This is a genomic window from Nocardia sp. CA-151230, assembly GCF_050942175.1.
Classification (GTDB): domain Bacteria; phylum Actinomycetota; class Actinomycetes; order Mycobacteriales; family Mycobacteriaceae; genus Nocardia.
This window is the reverse complement of sequence record NZ_CP192061.1, coordinates 7,434,862-7,451,743: the sequence shown is the minus strand read 5'-3', so window position 1 is coordinate 7,451,743 and position 16,882 is coordinate 7,434,862. Positions and strand designations below refer to the sequence as shown.

The window sequence follows — 16,882 nt, the reverse complement described above, 5'->3', positions numbered from 1 at the left end:
CCCGACCGTATCAATCCCACTCGGGAGCAGCGATGCTGGACCGCCCCCGGATCGACGGATCATGCTCGTACTCTTCGACTTTGGAGAATCGCACGGCCGTATCGGGTTCGACCGTTGTCCTCTCGGGAGATCCCGGGGGCGCCATGGACACCTCGGGCGGCGTGGGGATCATGGACTGCACGTCGGGCATCATCGGGAAGAACTCGGACATAGAGGGGATTCGGGCCTGTTCCTCTTGGAGGCCCGTCATGATCTGCTGAGCCCTCTGTTGCACTTGGGCTGCGGCATCCTGAGTTGCTTTGGTAACGGCATCGGCGATCTCGGAATAGGTCAGATCGTCTATGTCATCAGAGAATTCGGTCTTGATCACCACACCGTCAGCGTTCACGGTGATCGTGACGCGCCGTCCGGCTGCTTGGGCGGTTGCAGTCAACAGCGCTCGCTGCTGCTGGGCCCGAGCGATCGAGGCGAAGCTGCCCTTGACCAATTCTTTCAGCCCGGCCAGCTGTGCCTTCTCTGCCTCGTTCGCCATGCCCTACTGCCCCTGTTCCCATCCCTCAAGCGCCCCGGAAGCGACTGTGCCTGTCGGATTCTTGCGACCCTTAGGTTCGGAAGCCATCGGTGTTGTTGGCCTCGGCGATCTCGAGGGCTGTCGCACCATCACGCAGACCATTGGCGTCTTTCCCCAAACGGTCGGCCTGCTGCCCGAACACTTTTTGAAGAGCAAGATTGCGGGCTTTATACCCCTTGTCCCCCTCGGCGAAAGGCCGCCCGAACTCGTCGTCGCCCCAGCAACCGTCGTATGACTGGGCCGCCGAGCTGACTTCGGACAGGATCGTGCGAATCCGAGATGCGACGCCATCGAGTCCGCCTGCGGTAGACCGCAATCCGGCAACTTCGACTTCCACCTTGCCTGTCATACCAACCCCCGCGGTTCGATGATCGGACGAACTCCCGCCGATCTTATACACGGCAGCGAGGCTGGGCGAATCCAAGAGGAGCGATCAGGCTGTATGCACCGGTGCAACGACCCCGGCCAACATCAGCTGGTAGTACGCACTATCGACATCGACTTCATCGGCATCGATCGAACTGACAAACAGAGCGCGTGTCACCGTGCCCGTCTCGGCCGCGGCAACCAGTTCAGCGATTGAATCCCGCCGACTCGTCTCGAGGATCCGAGCGACCACATCCACGGCACTCTCCGGCGACCAGACACCGGGCACCGCTGAACTCAGCGCCTCGGCTTGCGGTGATTCGCCGCGATACCAGCCCGTACCATCCCACCAAAAGCAGAACGACAACAAGCCGTTGGCCGCACGAGGACTCAACACGGGGTCGGCCACCCAGTCCGGTGCACCCCGGTAGAACGCGGGCATCGGCGCACCGTCGTTGTAGACCGCATCCAGCTCAGGTGCGTTCCACAGTCCTCCCGACAACACCGCACGATCGCTTGGAAGTCGATGCAACGTCGATCCGCTGCGCGACGCCCCTTCGAACCAGCCAAGTGCGGTCGTAATCCTCGGTCCCCAAGGCGATTTCGCAGCGACGAAGGCTGCCGAGACTACCGCCCAACGCGCCCACACCAATGGAAACGGTGGCAGGCCCGACTCAACCGGGGTTGCCTGAACTGCCGCCGCAAGATCCGCCCGCGCCTGCCTGGCGGCGCTGCCGGGGCCGCGCTCTTGGCTCCCGTTATGACCGGCATACGCTGCGAGCCATACCGGAAGCCGCTTTCGCGGATAGACCTGCAGATCGGCTAGATACGATCGAGGTGGAAACAACTGATCGTCGGGAAACGGCTCGGCACCGTGGTCATAGTCGACCTGAACATCGCCAACGTCGTTCAGCGACACCAACACACGCCACCACGGCCCATCATCGGTCTCCGCCGATCGATGCCGCAATTCACGCAACAGCGCAAGCACCCTCGCTGGCGGCCGTACCCGGGCACTTCGACGATCGTCGGAGACCGTGATACGCGCAGCCTCGTCGGAGACGGTCATCGCGAACACCGCATCAAGCTGCCCCCAATCGGACGCAAGGAGTTCAGCGAGCTCGTCGATTAGCTGCTGACTCAAATCACCTGTAGGCGAGGTTCTTTCCTCTGTCTGTTGAGCAGCGCTCTCGCCGAGGGCGAAACCTTTATCCGGCGAGTCGTTTTCGATGCTGACGGGCGACTCGGCTCCGATGTCGCTGTTGAACCGCGCCGACCGGGTAAGGTCATCGTTCCCCACGCTCGTGCTCCTTCGCTGCCTGTCGCAGCACGTTTCCGCTTTCCACCTCACCCAGACAGGTATCCCGGATGGCCGTAGCAAGCCCCACTATAAGGTCGAATGCCGTCGGGCTTCGGTGGCCGACTGCCAGGCACGTTTGAGAGTCCCTTCGGCACGCGCTGTAATCGCAACAGCTCCCGAGGTGGGACGGTCAATGCCGACCGGAAGGCTGCCTCGGCGTCAGCTGTGGAACTCGCCCTTCGGGAGTCGGGGGCACGCGGAGTCCGGCCAGCCGGGAGTCAACTTCAGCGTCCAGCCCGCGGGTGGGGTGGTGAAGTCCGTCCATCGGTCGTCGCCCAGCCATGAGGGGCCTGTTTCCGCACCTCGACGGGTTGGCGATCGGTACGGTTCGAGCCGTCGGCTCGACGGTGCACATCGAGGCAGCCACGCGCGATGTATCGGCGGTTTGTCCGTGCTGCTCGACGCCGTCGCGGCGCGTTCACAGCCGCTATCGGCGGCGGTTGTCCGACACGTCGATCACCGTCCGCGAAGTCATCATCGTGTTGCGGGTCCGACAGTTCTGCGACAACTCCGATTGCGCGAGAACAACTTTCGCTGAACAGGTGCCAGGGCTGGCCGCTCGATACGGACGACGGACCTGCTGCTACAACGGGTGCTGGGCGCGGTCGGGCTCGCACTGGGTGGCCGCGCCGGCGCGCGGTTGACCGGGCATCTCGCGGCGAGAGTCAGTCGCATGACCCTGCTGCGGCAGATCCGCGCCATGCCCGATCCGGACCTGGTGACGCCCAGCGTGCTGGCGTCGACGACTTCGCGCTGCGCCGCGGACACCGCTACGGCACGATCCTGATCGAGATGCAGACCCGCCGCCCGATCGACGTCCTGACCGACCGGTCCGGCGACACCCTGGCGGCCTGGTTGCGAGCCCACCCCGGTATCGAGATCATCTGCCGCGATCGTGCCAGCGCCTACGCCGACGGCGTCGCGAAGGGAGCACCGCAGGCGATCCAGGTCGCAGATCGCTGGCACCTCTGGAACAACCTCGGTGTCGCCGTCGAGCGCACCGTCGCGCGGCACCGACACTGTCTGGTCGCCGCGGTCGCCGACCTCGACGACGCACCGAAACGACCGGATATTGCCGAAGTCGCCGCAGGACTGCAGCGCGGTCCGGTCGAACCGCCGCTGCGACAAGACCGAGTCGCGGTCCGCACCCGCGCACGTTATGCCGAGATCCAGGCACTGTTGGCCCAGGGCAACAGCATTCGCAGCATCGGCACTCAGCTCGGGCTGGCGCGCGGCACGACCCGCCGGTTCGCGCGCGCCACATCGCCGGAGGAACTGCTGGTCAACAACCGCACCGGCTACCGCGACAGCATTCTCGACGAGTTCAAGCCCTACTTACACCAGCACCACGGGTGATGCCGCGGCAGCTACCGCGTCGTCCACTCCACGTTGCCCAGCCTGCTGGTGCCCGGCGGTGGCGTTGACGCGGGTGCTGGAACCAGGGCTGCACCAACGCGGCCCGCCTGTTCGAAGAGATCACCGCGCGCGGCAACCGCGGCCAACCCAACCTCGTTCGCGCCTATCTCCAGCCCTTCCGCGCGACCGCTTCACCAGAGCTTGCCGTCTGGACCTTGCGGTCTCCAGCCCTGGAGAAATGGCTTGAGGTCTTCTGGCTTCGGCTCTGACAAGTTTGGGGCGATACGTGTTGGGTGCAGTATCGGGTCCAGCGTGTCGAGGTTTCGTTCGGCTTCGTCGAGATGTTGCAGGATGGCGTCACGGTCGTCCCCGTCGTACCGTTCAAGGGCGTCCTTGGCTGCGGTAAGGAAGCGGCGGTGCTCGTTGATCTTCTGCCACTCGCGCGAGCAGTCTTTGAAGTGCTCCCACCGAGCGTGCTCGGCGTATCGCTCTTTCGCGACCGCCATCGCAGCCTCCCAGCGTCGACGGCGTTTGATCTCCTCTCGCTCACGTTCCTGCGCCTGCCAGTCGGCGCGGAGCTTATGGATCTCGAAGGAACGGAAGATTTCGGGGAGCTTGTCCTCCACCTTGACGGTCTTCGCGTCCCGATAGTGGTCCCCGTTGTAGGCACAGCCTCGCCCGTCGATTACGAGCTCAAGCCTTCCGGTGCCGATGAACTCCCAACCGCGGTGCCTGATCCACGCCGGCATCTTCTGGCGTTCCCGCCACCGCATCGGATCTACCTTCGGCGCCCTCTGGCGCTCGAACTGCTTGCTAAGGCGGCTCTCTGTAAGGTCTCACCCATCCTCGTTGCTGAACCGACAGAGGACGGATCGCATGTGCTGAAGGCTGCCGGGTTGATTGAGGGAGAAGCACACTTCACGACGGCGCGGGCATCGACGATCTTCAAGCGATGCCAGAAGGTGTTCCGCCCCTTCAGCGAGGAAGAGGCATCGAAGATCTCCTCGGGGCGAAACGAATACCTTCATGGTGCGGCACTGGGGATCACCGGCATTCCTGCACATGTGTGGTGGCCCAGGTTTTGGGCGCAGGCGCACATCCTGTTGCCAGCGCAGGGGGCGGATATCTCGGATCTGGTCGGGCCGGAACGCGTCAACACTGTGGAAGTCCACCTGGCGCAGAACAAAAAGAACATCGAGCACCAGCTAACATCGCGAATCGAGGCCGCGAAGCTGTCCCTCGCTCGATTCCGGGACGGGCGAATGAGTGGCAGTGAACAGGCGAAGTGGCAGGCAGCGCCGCGCTGGGCACCAGTCCTGGACTACAGCACAGAAGCAACCTGTCCGGCATGCTCGAACATCGGCAGGTTGGAGGGTAGCGAGATCGTCGATCGTCGGGTGACGCACTACGGTGCTGACGACCGCGATCACTTCGTTGGAACGATTGCCGAGATCGATGTCAGTGCCGACTACTTCAGCTGTCCGACTTGCCATCTCGTGCTCGACAGATTCGAGCTGATCTGTGAGACCGAACTGGGTGAGGAGGGATTCACTGTCGAAGTCGACCCGGAGGACCTGGAGGAGTGGTTCGAGCCCGAGTACGGCAACGACTGAGGGACGCGACGCTACCGATCTCCAGCGGCCACCATCGATCTCGTGAGACGAGAGACCGTCGACCGGCTGGTCGTACCGAAGGCGCGGGCAGGACGACCCGCATCCGACAACTGGACCGGGGCGGGGTATGGCCGATTCCTGCGGCACAGGTGGGCCACCTAGCGCCGAACAGATGCAATCCCTAGCCCGTTGGTCACATCGGCACATTGGCCCCGGAATGGCCATGCCGAAGAAGCTATGTCTGCCGACCACCCGTTGAATCGGCAGTGGTCGGCCGACAAACCCAGACGGGGAAAATCGCTGGTCACCGGCGGGGATTTGGCATCAGATTTGGCATCAGGACAGGGCGGGACCCAGCGGACGGCGTGGGACTAGGCGGATGTCACGGACGATTGATAGGTCGCTGACCTGCGCAGACAGGACGTAGTGGTACGCGGCGGTGCGTTCGGGACTGTTTCCCGTTGGCTCATAACCCAGAGGTCGCAGGTTCAAATCCTGTCCCCGCTACAAATGACGGGCCCCGGAGAGATTCTCTCCGGGGCCTTTTCGCTGTTCGTCTCCGTGGGTGGTGATCCACAACTGTGGGTTGTAAATCTGAAACGATTATGTGTCTGAAAAGCCTGCGAAACCGACCGTCAGTGGCGAAAATTGTCTATGACTGCGCAGCGGAACGTGCACCCGCCACCGCATCGCCCGAAACCCCATCGGCACCAGAGGAATTGGACAATGAGCAGGCTGGCGACATCGTGCGCGGCGATCTTGGTTGCCGCGGGCGTCACGGTCGGGACCACGGTGGTCGGCGATGCGCAGGCGGAGACGCACGGCGCACTGCCCTGCACCCCGTACACGGCGATTCTCGCGCCGGGGACCTGGGAGACGCGCTTCGATGCGGATCCGATGGTGCCGGTCGGCATGCTCCGGCCGATCGGCGATGGGCTGCAACGGCAGTACGGCAGTGACATCACCGTGCTCTACGCCCCGTATGCGGCGAGCGCGTTCGATCAGGGGTTGAGCTATGCGCAATCCCTCAGCACCCTCGAATCCCGGTTGTATCAGATGGCGAGCAGCCTGTGCGATTCGACGCGAGTCTTCCTTGCCGGGTACAGCCAGGGTGCGGACGGGATCGGCGATTTCGCGACCGCGATCGGCAATGGGGAGGGGCCGATCAGCGCCGATCGGGTGGTCGGCGTGGGGCTGCTGGCCGATCCGCATCGCGATCCGAGAACCACTCTCTCGCTGGGCGACCCGCAACCCGGTCACGGCATCGCCGGGACGCGGAGTCAGGATTTCGGTGCGCTGACCGATCGGGTGCGCACCCTGTGCGTCGAAGGCGATCTGTACTGCTCGCTCAATGCCGCCACGTCCCCGTTCCTCTCGGCGCTCGGCCGGGTGCTCAGCGGTGACTCCGCGATGATCGCATCCCTGATTCCGGCGGGGACGGATCCCAGCACACTCCTCGCGCAGGCCGTGAAGGTCGGCGCCGGCTGGGCGGCGACCGCGGCGAACCTGCCCGCCATTCTCCAAAGCCTCACCAACTTGCCCGATCTGATCCAGGCGGGCGACATCACCGGTGCGCACGAGATCGCGAGCAACCTCAATGTGGCCCTGGCTCCGATGGTCCAGGCGGCCGCGGGCGTGGACCTGCCGCTCATCGGCTCGGTAATCCGGGCGGCCGCTGCCATCGACCCGTCGGGCTGGACCGCCGCCGCCAGCGTGATCGCCGATGCCCTGACCCAGATCGACATCCTGCGCATCGCGGGGAATGTCGGCCGCATGCAGGAAACCCTCTGGCGTGCAGTCGAATCCCTCACCCGCAACGACGCGACCGCCGCCGCTGCCGAAGTGGCGACCCTCGCCCCGGCCGGACTCGATCTGGCCGGCTCCGTTCTCGGCCCCCTCACCAATGCCGTCCGGGGTGATCTCCGCGTCTCCGCGCAGACCCTGCTCGGCATCGGCGGTATCGACAGCATCAACGATCTGCTGGAACTGAGCCGCCAAGGCGTCGACATGGCCACCTTCTACGCCTCGAAGGCGCACGTCGACTACGGCGACGACGTACAGCTGCTCCTGGACTTCCTGGGCTCCCTGGAGGCTTGACGGGACGCCCGCTCCCGGCCCCGGAACCACTGGTTCCGGGGCTGCCCGCGTTGGGGCGGGTTAGGATCTGTGATCCATGGACCGGTGGGGAGCCGGACCTGAGGGGGAGCGAAACATGGCGACTACCACCGATATACCCGTGATCGGCCGCAGGGAGCGCAACAGGCAGCGGGTCCGTGCCCGGATCTACACGTCCGCGCTGGAGTTGTTCGCCGAAAGAGGCTACGACGCAACGACAATCGATGAGATCGCGGAACGCGCGGACGTGTCGCGCGGCACCTTCTTCAATCACTTTCCGCGCAAGGAAGACCTCATCACCGAGTGGGCCGAGGACCGGCGCCGCGCACTGCTGGACCGGATCGAGCAGCCACTCGGGACCGGGGCGAGCGATACCGGCGCGCTGCTGCACCTGTGCATGGCCGGTCTCGCCCAGGTCGGCGAGGCGCAGCGCGGCGTCACCGAGATCATGCTGACGGCGTGGGTGAAGACGGGTCGGCCACTGACCGAAGAGCCCTGCACCGCCGAGGTTTTCGCGCGGATCATCGAGATCGGCGTCCGGCGCGGCGACATCGACTCACGCGTGGATCCGGTCCTGCTGGGGAACCTCCTGCGCGACGCCTACCTCGGTGTCGTGTACCGCTGGGCCCGCCACACGACCGACCAGGCACGGATAGCCGGCGAACTGCGCGACGTACTCGACGTCATCCTGCGAGGTGTCGCAACCCGGACCGCGACGCCGGTAGTCCGCTGACGCCGGCGCCGCGTGGCGCGCTGCGGACCCTGACCAACTACATCGACAAGTCGCCGAAACCGAGAACGATTGGCCCGCAACGTGACCGACCGCACCGACCTACCCCGAATGTGATCTGGACGCCATTCGTGGCCGAGTCATGCGGATCGAATCATGCACTTTGGCACGAAATGTCCCCTAGCAGGCGCGTTCCATCCCCGTCCGGCCATCGGAACACCGATAGATTTGGCCGGTCCGGGCCCAACGAGGGGTGGGTCCGCACATACCTTGAAGCGGGACGCGGAATGGAGGCGCGATGCCCAGCGGGGCGACGCGGGAGAGGTTCGTGAAACTTCACCTCTCCGGTGCTCGTCCTCGCCCGCGAGCACGACGCCTCGACCCACCCGCGAACATGAAGGGATCGCAGGCGCATCCCGGTGGACGGGTGCCGGGAACCGCCCGGCACCCCGCACACGCAGACCCTGGAGCAGCCCGCGCCGGTCGCGCTGGCGCTCGACGGCTTCCTGCCCGCAGACCGCTGACGGCCCTCAGGCCAGGGCGCTGCCGCGCTGCCAGTCCGGCCAGAGGATGGTCCAGTCCCCGCCCTGCCCGATGCCGAGGGGATCGCCGCCGGTATTGCGGACCTCGACCACATCGCCGGGATTGGCGAAGTCGAAGAACCAGGCGGCGTCAGCGGGACTGAGGTTGAGGCAGCCGTGTGAGACGTTGGTATTGCCCTGCGCCCAGACCGTCGCGGCGAGTTCGTGCAGGTAGATGCCGTCGTGGCTGATGCGGACGGCATTGTTGATGTTCTCGCGGTAGCCGAGGCCCGAGTTGACGGGCAGGCCGTAGCTGGAGGAGTCCATGCTGACGACGCTGTTCTTGTCGAGCACGGTGTAGACCCCGGGATGGGTCCAGAACGACAACACCCGCCCGCCCACCACGGCGGTGCCGCCCCGGCCCATGGACGTGGGCATGGAGCGGACCAGGTTGCCGTTGTCGAAGACCTCGATGTGCTTGGTGTTGTCGTCGGCGATGGCGATGTGGGATGGGCCGATCACCAGCGAGACCCGCTGGTCGTCCCGGCCGTACACGCCGCCGCCGAGGCGGGTGCCGAACAGGTTCGCCGCCACCGTGATCCGGGTGCCGGGCGTGTGATAGTTCTCCGGACGCCAGTGCGCATTGCGGTCGTCGAGCCAGTACCACGCGCCCGGCACGTGAGGCTCGGTGGTGACCTGGAGCGTGCGTTCCGCGGCGGCGCGGTCGACGGCCTCGTCGAAGTGCGCGACCAGCACCAGGCCGATGCCGTAGGTTTCGCCGTCCTGGATGTCGAGGAGGTTGTTCGTACGGAAGGAGACGCTGGTCAGCGTGTCGGGCCGGACGGTGGTGAAGACGGCGGTGGTGTCGACGTCTCCGGTCTCGCCGTTCGCCACCACCGACGCCGTATAGGTGTGGCCGTAGCCGAGTGGTTCGGAACTGATCCAGGTCCGGTGATCCGCGGACAGCGCGCCCGGTAGCGGTCGACCGTTTTCGTCGATCCAGGAGACCGAGGTCAAGGTCCCGTTGAGAACACCGACCCGGCCGAGTTGGCGCGGACTCAACTCGCGCCCGGCGGCCACGGGCGGCAACACGATGGCTGCGGGCCGCAAGGCGCGGGGGAGCAGCCCGTTGCCCCGGTACGGCACGCTGCCGGCGACGAACAGGCCGCCCAGCCCCATGATCCCGGTCAATACCTGACGACGTCGCAACCCCAATGCGCGCTCCCTTCGACCTCGGCCCGGACCCGGCTCGGTCGTGTCAGCATCGCGCCGCCGGCCAACAAGATCACGACGCCGGACGGGATCTCCACCGTTCCGTCGCGCAACCGACACCTGGCGGCAATCGAGCGGGAGTGCTCAGCGGGTCGGTATCACTTCAGCGTCGCGTGCATGAGGTAGACGTTGTAGCTGTTCCAGGTGGAGATGGTGAAGTAGAGGTCCTTGGCGGTGGACCAGGGGTGGATGAACCCGCCATAGGCGGTGGGGTAGTCGTCGGTGCTGAGCAGCGGGGTCGGATCCGACCAGGCGCCCTGGGGTTCGGCGGCGGTGCGGAGGACGATCTGGTTGCGGGTGACGTCGAGGTAGACCATTCGCCACTGGTTCGACTCGGGGTCGTAGTGGATGGACAGTTCGCTGGCGGTGCCGGACACCAGTGGGGTGGCGAGCAATTCGTTGGGGCCGTCGGCGGGGGTCCAGGTGCCGTCGATCCAGTACTGGTAGGCGGACTTGTTCAGGACCCGGTCGGCGGGGACGCGGGCGAGGCCGATGACGCCGAGGCGGCCGTTGGGTGTGCCGAACATGTAGACGTAGTCGCCGTGCGGAACCATGGTGGCGACCTGGAAGCGGCCGAGCCCGAACAGGTTGTCCCAGCGGGCCCACTGCGATTTGGTCCAGGTGCGGCCATTGTCGTCGGACCAGGCGATGCCGCCGAGGTTGGTCGACCACATGCCGGGGATCCTGGACCAGTGGTTGACCGACATGTAGGTCAGGTACTGGCGGTCGCCGACGGCGAATCCCGAGGTGGGGATGGTGGTGGTCTCGAAGTTCTTGATCTTGCGGCTGTCGAGCAGTTCGGCGGCGTGGCAGCGGCTGTTCTGCACGAAGTCGTCGAGGACCAGACCCTGCGACAGATCGCGAGTGCTGCTATAGGCCAGCACATTGCTGCGCCAGTCCTGCTGGTCGGTGCCGGCGCCGGTGGGTTTCCAGCCCTTGCCGAAGGTGTCGCCGAACATGACGGCGATCTGGCCGGGCTTGGTCTCCCACATGAGCCCGAGGTCGGTGCCGTCGACCGACCAGCGCATATCGGTGCGATTGACCGATCCCTGCCCGGTGACCTGGTTGACCAGCTGGACCGAATCCACCTGCGGCGCGGCCACCGCCGCGGCCACGGGTGCGGGCGCGGGCGGCTGCGTTGCCGCGGCGGGCACCGCCTGGGGTTCGGGTGGTTCGCCGCCCGGCACCACGATCGGGATGGGTTCGGGCTCGGTGGTGATCTCGACCTGTGGCAGCGACGCGCTGCCGCCGCCGGGCTGATTCGCCGGGGCCGGGACCGTGTCGCGGACGTCCGGGCACGGATTGGCGCAGGGATCGGCGGGCAGCGCGACCGGATCGACACGGGTGCTGTCGGGCTTCGGACCGGGCACCTGGACGGTGACGATCTGGGGCACCGGCACCGGGACCTTGATGGTCTGATTGCCCTGCGGCTGGGCGCCATTCGGGTCCGCTCGGCGATCCAGCGGATCGAATCCGGTCTCGCCGCAGCTGTTCACCGGCGCGGGCGCCCAGGGATGTGGTGCGGCCCCGGCGGGCGGCGCGGGCAGCAGCATCGCGCCCAGCGCGACAACGCCCGAGAGTGCGGGCGCCGCAGGGAATCCGGAATGACTCGACCAGCGGTGGGATCGAATTCCCATGTGATGTACGGCTCCTCGTCCGAGATAACTGACTCACCCTAGTCCGGTTGCGCTCGCTGCGCGTAGCGACACGAACCGGTCACGGTATCGGCCGTTCCGGGCCGTCGCCGCCCACGCCGGTGGCGGCGGCGCGTCGCCGGGGCGGCAGACTGAGCGGTAATGAAGCTGCCTGATCTTCCCGACCTTCCCGTACGCCCGGCTCTGGACCGCATCGCGGCCACCCTGGGCGAGTGCGGGACCGCAGTGCTGGTCGCGCCACCCGGAACCGGCAAGACGACGCTGGTTCCGCTGGCCCTGGCCGCAACCACCGGCGGACGGGTAGTCGTGGCGGAGCCGCGTCGGCTGGCCGCGCGGGCGGCGGCCGCGCGAATGGCGGCGCTGCTGGGCGAGCGGGTCGGAGAGACCGTCGGCTATGCGGTGCGCGGAGACCGGAAGGTCGGGGTCGGGACTCGGATCGAGGTGGTGACCTCCGGGCTGCTGGTGCGGCGGCTGCAGAACGATCCGGAGCTGGCCGGGGTCGACGTGGTCGTCATGGACGAGTGCCACGAACGCCACCTGGACGCGGATCTGCTGCTGGCCCTGCTGCTGGATGCCCGGGCCGGACTGCGGCCGGACCTGCGGGTGCTGGCGACCTCGGCGACCGTTGCGGCGGACCGGCTTTCGGCGCTGCTGGGCGGGGAGGGCGCGACCGCCGCGCCGGTGCTGGAGGTGCGGGGCCGGGCCTATCCGGTCGAGCTGGAGTACGTGCCGCCGGCCGCCCGGGAGCGGATCGAGCAGCAGGTGGCGCGAGTGACCCGCCAGGCGTTGGCGGGCAGCGCGGGCGATGTACTGGTCTTCCTGCCCGGGGCGGGGGAGATACGCCGGACCGCCGACCTGTTGTCGGGACTGCCCGACGTGGACGTGCTGCCCTTGCACGGCAGGCTCTCCGCCGCGGCCCAGGACGCGGCGCTGCGGCCGGGCGCGCGGCGGCGGGTCGTACTGTCCACGGCGGTGGCCGAATCCAGTCTGACCGTGCCGGGGGTGCGGGCGGTGGTGGACTCGGGGCTGGCGCGGGTGCCTCGCATCGATCATCGGCGCGGGCTGTCCGGGCTTGCGACCGTTCGGGTTTCGGCCGCGGTGGCCGAGCAGCGGGCCGGACGCGCGGGCCGCGAAGGCCCGGGGTGGGCGTGGCGGTGCTGGCCGGAATACGAGCACGCGACCCTGCCCGCGTATCCGGAACCGGAGATCCGCACCGCCGATCTGACCCGGCTGGCCTTGGAATTGGCGTGCTGGGGCACCGTCGACGGGCAGGCGCTGGCCTGGTGGGACGCCCCGCCGGCGGGCGGCCTGGCGGCGGGGCGGGCGGTGCTGCGGGCGCTCGACGCGGTGGATGACCATGGGGCGGTGACGGATCGGGGACGGCGCATGGCGGCCGTCGGATTGCATCCGCGCCTGGCGCGCGCACTGCTCGACGGGGCGCGTGAGGTGGGGGCGCGGGCGGCCGCCGAGGTGGTCGCGCTGCTCGACGACGATTCCCTCGCTCCCGGCATCGATCTGGCCGCAGCGCTGCGGACCCTGCGCGGCGACCGGCCCGCCCGCTGGCAGCGGGAGGCGCAGCGACTGGCGAAACTCGTCGAGGGCGACGGCGTGGACGCCCCGGCTCTCGTTGCGGCACTGGCCTATCCGGAACGGCTGGCCCGCCGCCGGGCTCCCGGTTCGGCCGGTTATCTGATGGCGGGCGGTACCGCGGTGACCCTGCCGCCGGGCAGCGGGCTGGGCGATGCCGAATGGCTCGCCATCGCGGTAGCCGGGCGCGACCCCGGTCAGGCCGAGGGACGAATCCGATTGGCCGCCAAGGCCGATGAGCAGCTCGCCCGGCAAGCCGCCGCGAACCTCCTGGAAACCACCGACGAGGTCGATTGGGCCGAAGACGATCTGGTGGCCCGCCGGGTGCGGCGGCTCGGCGCGATCGTGCTGTCGGAGCAGCCGCTCAGGGATCCGGATCCGAGCCTGGTGTCGGCGGCCCTGCTGCGCGGACTGCGCGCCACCGGGCTGGACCTGCTGCGCTGGAACGAGGATGCCCGCAGCCTGCGGCAGCGCCTGGACTTCCTGCACCGCACCCTCGGCGCGCCCTGGCCCGCCGTCGATGACGCGACCCTGCTGGCCGACGCCGAAACCTGGCTCGCCCCCGAACTTTCCACCGCCCGCCGCCGCGCCGACCTGGAGCGCGCCGACGCCGGTCAGGCCCTGCGCCGCCTGCTTCCGTGGCCCGAGGCCGCACGCCTGGACGAGCTCGCCCCCGAACGCCTGGAGGTCCCTTCGGGCACCCGCGTCCGCCTCGACTACTCCGCGGATCCGCCGGTGCTCGCGGTCAAGGTGCAGGAGATCTTCGGCTGGACCGAGCCGCCCCGCCTGGCCGACGGCCGTGCCTCGATCCTGCTGCACCTACTGTCCCCGGCCCAGCGCCCGGTGGCCGTCACCGCCGACCTGCCGTCCTTCTGGCGCACCGGCTGGCCCCAGGTCCGCGCCGACCTGCGTGGCCGCTACCCGAAACACTCCTGGCCCGAGGACCCCACCACGGTCACCGCCCACCGCGGCACCGCCCGCAACGCCAATCGCTCCGACTGACGACGGCCCGTCGCTCGGATTGACGGTGTCTCACCGGACTGGGGGCGAGGGCCAATTGCTCGGACCGAGGAGGGCTCACCACTCTGATCGCCGAAGGTCGATCGCACCGGGTCCGGTGTGGCACCGGATCGGGTGGCGGGAGCGAGACCTGAAGGGCAGCATGCGGAATAGCCGGTGACGCCCGGGTGCTGCAAGGCTGTGCGTCCGGCGTTCGGATGATGTGGTTCGACCCGCCCGGTGAGCAGGCGGAGAGGGAGTGTGGCGGCATGCGTGCGATTCGATTCGACGAATTCGGCGGACCGGAGGTGCTGCGGTCGGTGGAGCTCGCGGTGCCGGAGCCGGGGGCCGGGCAGGTATCCATCGACGTGGCCTATGTCGGAGTGAATTTCGCCGATCTGCAGGCGCGGGCCGTGGGTTATCGGGTGCCGGGGCTGCCGTTCGTGCCGGGCCTGGAATTGTCCGGGCGGGTGCGGGCCGTGGGCGAGGGGGTCGAGGGTTTGAGCGTCGGCCGGCCGGTGGCCGCCATCACCGACGGCGGCGCGTACGCCGATGTCGCGGTCGTCTCGGCCGCGACGGTGTTCCCGGTGCCGGAGGGTGTCGATCTGCGCACCGCCGCAACGCTTCCCACCGTGCTGCCGACCGCCTACGCCCTGGTGCACACCGTCGGCCGCCTGCAGCCCGGGGAGACCATGCTGGTGCAGGCCGCGGCGGGCGGCGTGGGCACGGTGGTCGCGCAGATCGCCAAGCTCGCCGGCGCGGGCGCGGTGTACGGCGTGGTGTCCAGCCCCGCCAAGGCCGAGTACGCCCGCGAATACGGTTATGACGCAGCGTTTCTGAACGAATCCTTCGATGCGGAGGTGGCCGCCGCCACCGGCGGTCGCGGCGTGGACCTCGCGCTGGAGTCCATCGGCGGTGAAACCCTGTGCCGCACACTGGATTCCCTGGCCCGCTTCGGCCGCCTGGTCTCCTTCGGCAATGCGGGCGGTGCGGGTCCGTGGCAGGTCGGCGCGCCCGATCTCTACCCGCAGGGCCGCTCGGTGGCCGGGTTCTCCATTCTCGGCCTGAGCGTCGAGGCTCCGGACGTTCTGCACGAGATCGCCTCGCACGCCTTCGAATTGGCCACATCCGGCAAGGTGCGGCTGCCCATCACCGCCGAGTTCCCGCTCGCCGAGGCGGCGGACGCGCACCGGCTGATGGCGGGCCGCTCCTCGACCGGCAAGCTGGTGATCGCCGTCAACCCGGAGTAGCGCCCGGCACGCCTATTGCCCGTTCTTCTCCGACGCGAGGTTCTCGGCAGCCGTGACGCGACCGGATTCGATGGCGGCGAGCAGGGATTCGCGATCGGCCGCCGTCTGATCGGCGTAGGCCAGTGCGAAGGCTCCCATGGCCTGGTCGAAGACGTCGTTGCTGCCGAGATACGCGGCGATGGCCACCCGATCTCCCGATCGCGCGTGGCCACGCGCCAGCGTGTACCCGCACAGGCTCGCGTACTGCCGCAGCTGTGCCGCCGACATCTCGTCGATGACCAAGGAGCCCTTCATGTCTCGCAGCTGCCGCCAGTAGTAGAACAGCCCATCGGGGCCGGTCGCCCAGCCCAGGAAGATGTCACCGGCGGACTGGGTGAGCCGCTGCCCGTGCACCACCCGGTGCCCCTGGTGCTGGAACTTGCTGCTCCGCAGGTGCGCGGCCAGTACCGAATTCTCGGCCTGTTTCACCTGGAGGAAGAGTGGATCGCCGGTATTGCGCCCGGTCAGCAGCGCGATGAAGCAGCGCGTGCCCACGCTGCCCACGCCCACGACTTTCAGGGCGATATCCCGCAATTCGTACCGATCCAGCAGCACCCGGCGCTCCTCCGGCAGCGTTTCCCGGTAGTTCGAGAGCACCGAGAGCAGTTCGGAGTGCAGCTCTTTCGGTACCGGCCTGAGCAGCGGCGGCTCGGCCTTGATGCGCGGCGCGCCATCGGGCCCGGGTTCGGTGAGCTTGTCCAGCGCCTGCAGGCTGGTGCGCGCCCGCGCCCGGCTGATCACCTTCTCGGTCTGCTTGCGGTCGTGCGGGCGCAGCAGCTCGGCGACCTGTTCGGCGTCCACCTTCTCGTACCAGACGTCGGTCTCGCCCAGACCCGCCAGCCGGACCATGGCCTCGCGATAGGCCTGCGCCGCCGCGGCGGCCGCCCCACCCGCCTCGGCGTCGTCGCACCCATTGGCCCGCGCCGCCACCGCCACGCTTGCCGCCAGCCGCTTCACATCCCATTCGAACGGCCCGGGCAGGGTCTCGTCGAAGTCGTTGACGTCGAACACGAGTGACCGTTCCGGCGAGGCGAACAACCCGAAGTTCGACAGGTGCGCGTCCCCGCACAACTGCACGGTGAGCCCGGTGTTCGGCCCGCTCGCCAGATCGGCCGCCATGATCGCCGGCGCACCCCGATAGAACGGGAACTGCCCGGCCGCCATGCGCGCGTACCGGATCTCCACCAGCTCGGGCACCCGGGTCGCGGCCTGACGCTCCAGCACCGCCATCGGATCCTCCCGATCCGCCGCGGGCTTCCACTCACCGAGCGATCGCCGTGGCACCTGCTTCCGGGCGGCCCGCCCGGCCTCCGATGCCCCGTTACCGCCCGCCGCCGACTCCGCCTCCGATGTCGCCATGGGAGGACTCTAGTTCGACCGCACGGGGATTCCCAGGACCCGTGGCCTGCGGCCGGCGCGATCACGCCGGTCGCAGGGCCCCGGTTCCG

At 68.1% G+C, this 16,882-nt stretch carries 14 protein-coding genes; 7 read left to right on the top strand and 7 right to left on the bottom strand.

The annotated features are described in order from the left end of the window. Window positions 1-10 precede the first annotated feature (10 nt). From ACQP1O_RS35065 to ACQP1O_RS35055, 3 genes are all read right to left on the bottom strand, one after another. On the bottom strand, window positions 11-532 hold the full coding sequence (locus ACQP1O_RS35065) for a YbaB/EbfC family nucleoid-associated protein (RefSeq protein ID WP_433562646.1): 522 nt from the start codon (window positions 530-532) through the stop codon (window positions 11-13). Window positions 533-602: 70 nt separating this feature from the next. Further along, window positions 603-920: a hypothetical protein gene (locus ACQP1O_RS35060; protein ID WP_433562645.1), complete on the bottom strand. Its 318-nt coding sequence runs from the start codon at window positions 918-920 to the stop codon at window positions 603-605. Window positions 921-1,004: 84 nt separating this feature from the next. Next, entirely contained in the window at window positions 1,005-2,237 is a 1,233-nt protein-coding gene (locus tag ACQP1O_RS35055) for a hypothetical protein (RefSeq protein ID WP_433562644.1), read from the bottom strand. Window positions 2,238-2,578: 341 nt separating this feature from the next. On the opposite strand from ACQP1O_RS35055, the gene ACQP1O_RS35050 reads away from it, so the two are divergent. After that, a complete protein-coding gene (locus ACQP1O_RS35050) occupies window positions 2,579-2,941 on the top strand; it encodes a transposase family protein (RefSeq protein ID WP_433562643.1) in 363 nt (120 codons plus the stop codon). A 148-nt stretch (window positions 2,942-3,089) separates the two neighbouring features. After that, window positions 3,090-3,653 (top strand): transposase, encoded by a 564-nt coding sequence (locus ACQP1O_RS35045; RefSeq protein WP_433562642.1) that lies wholly within the window; start codon window positions 3,090-3,092, stop codon window positions 3,651-3,653. Window positions 3,654-3,844: 191 nt separating this feature from the next. Here the strand turns inward: ACQP1O_RS35045 and ACQP1O_RS35040 are convergent, their stop codons facing one another. Then, a complete protein-coding gene (locus ACQP1O_RS35040; protein WP_433562641.1) occupies window positions 3,845-4,426 on the bottom strand; it encodes a hypothetical protein in 582 nt (193 codons plus the stop codon). Window positions 4,427-4,531: 105 nt separating this feature from the next. On the opposite strand from ACQP1O_RS35040, the gene ACQP1O_RS35035 reads away from it, so the two are divergent. From ACQP1O_RS35035 to ACQP1O_RS35025, 3 genes are all read left to right on the top strand, one after another. Next, window positions 4,532-5,266 (top strand): hypothetical protein, encoded by a 735-nt coding sequence (locus ACQP1O_RS35035; protein WP_433562640.1) that lies wholly within the window; start codon window positions 4,532-4,534, stop codon window positions 5,264-5,266. A gap of 726 nt (window positions 5,267-5,992) precedes the next feature. Further along, a complete protein-coding gene (locus ACQP1O_RS35030; RefSeq protein WP_433562639.1) occupies window positions 5,993-7,363 on the top strand; it encodes a cutinase family protein in 1,371 nt (456 codons plus the stop codon). A 115-nt stretch (window positions 7,364-7,478) separates the two neighbouring features. Further along, entirely contained in the window at window positions 7,479-8,114 is a 636-nt protein-coding gene (locus ACQP1O_RS35025) for a TetR/AcrR family transcriptional regulator (protein WP_433562638.1), read from the top strand. Window positions 8,115-8,641: 527 nt separating this feature from the next. Here the strand turns inward: ACQP1O_RS35025 and ACQP1O_RS35020 are convergent. Then, entirely contained in the window at window positions 8,642-9,847 is a 1,206-nt protein-coding gene (locus tag ACQP1O_RS35020; protein ID WP_433562637.1) for an Ig-like domain-containing protein, read from the bottom strand. A gap of 155 nt (window positions 9,848-10,002) precedes the next feature. Beyond that, window positions 10,003-11,541: a DUF4185 domain-containing protein gene (locus ACQP1O_RS35015; protein ID WP_433562636.1), complete on the bottom strand. Its 1,539-nt coding sequence runs from the start codon at window positions 11,539-11,541 to the stop codon at window positions 10,003-10,005. 159 nt (window positions 11,542-11,700) lie between these two features. On the opposite strand from ACQP1O_RS35015, the gene hrpB reads away from it, so the two are divergent. Together hrpB and ACQP1O_RS35005 are read left to right on the top strand one after the other, a co-directional pair. Beyond that, window positions 11,701-14,148 carry an ATP-dependent helicase HrpB gene (hrpB, locus tag ACQP1O_RS35010; protein ID WP_433562635.1) on the top strand — a complete coding sequence of 816 codons (2,448 nt, stop codon included), beginning with the start codon at window positions 11,701-11,703 and terminating at the stop codon, window positions 14,146-14,148. A gap of 266 nt (window positions 14,149-14,414) precedes the next feature. After that, on the top strand, window positions 14,415-15,395 hold the full coding sequence (locus tag ACQP1O_RS35005; protein WP_433562634.1) for a quinone oxidoreductase family protein: 981 nt from the start codon (window positions 14,415-14,417) through the stop codon (window positions 15,393-15,395). A 12-nt stretch (window positions 15,396-15,407) separates the two neighbouring features. Here the strand turns inward: ACQP1O_RS35005 and ACQP1O_RS35000 are convergent, their stop codons facing one another. Then, entirely contained in the window at window positions 15,408-16,793 is a 1,386-nt protein-coding gene (locus tag ACQP1O_RS35000) for a DUF2252 domain-containing protein (protein ID WP_433562633.1), read from the bottom strand. Between the last annotated feature and the right edge of the window lie 89 nt (window positions 16,794-16,882).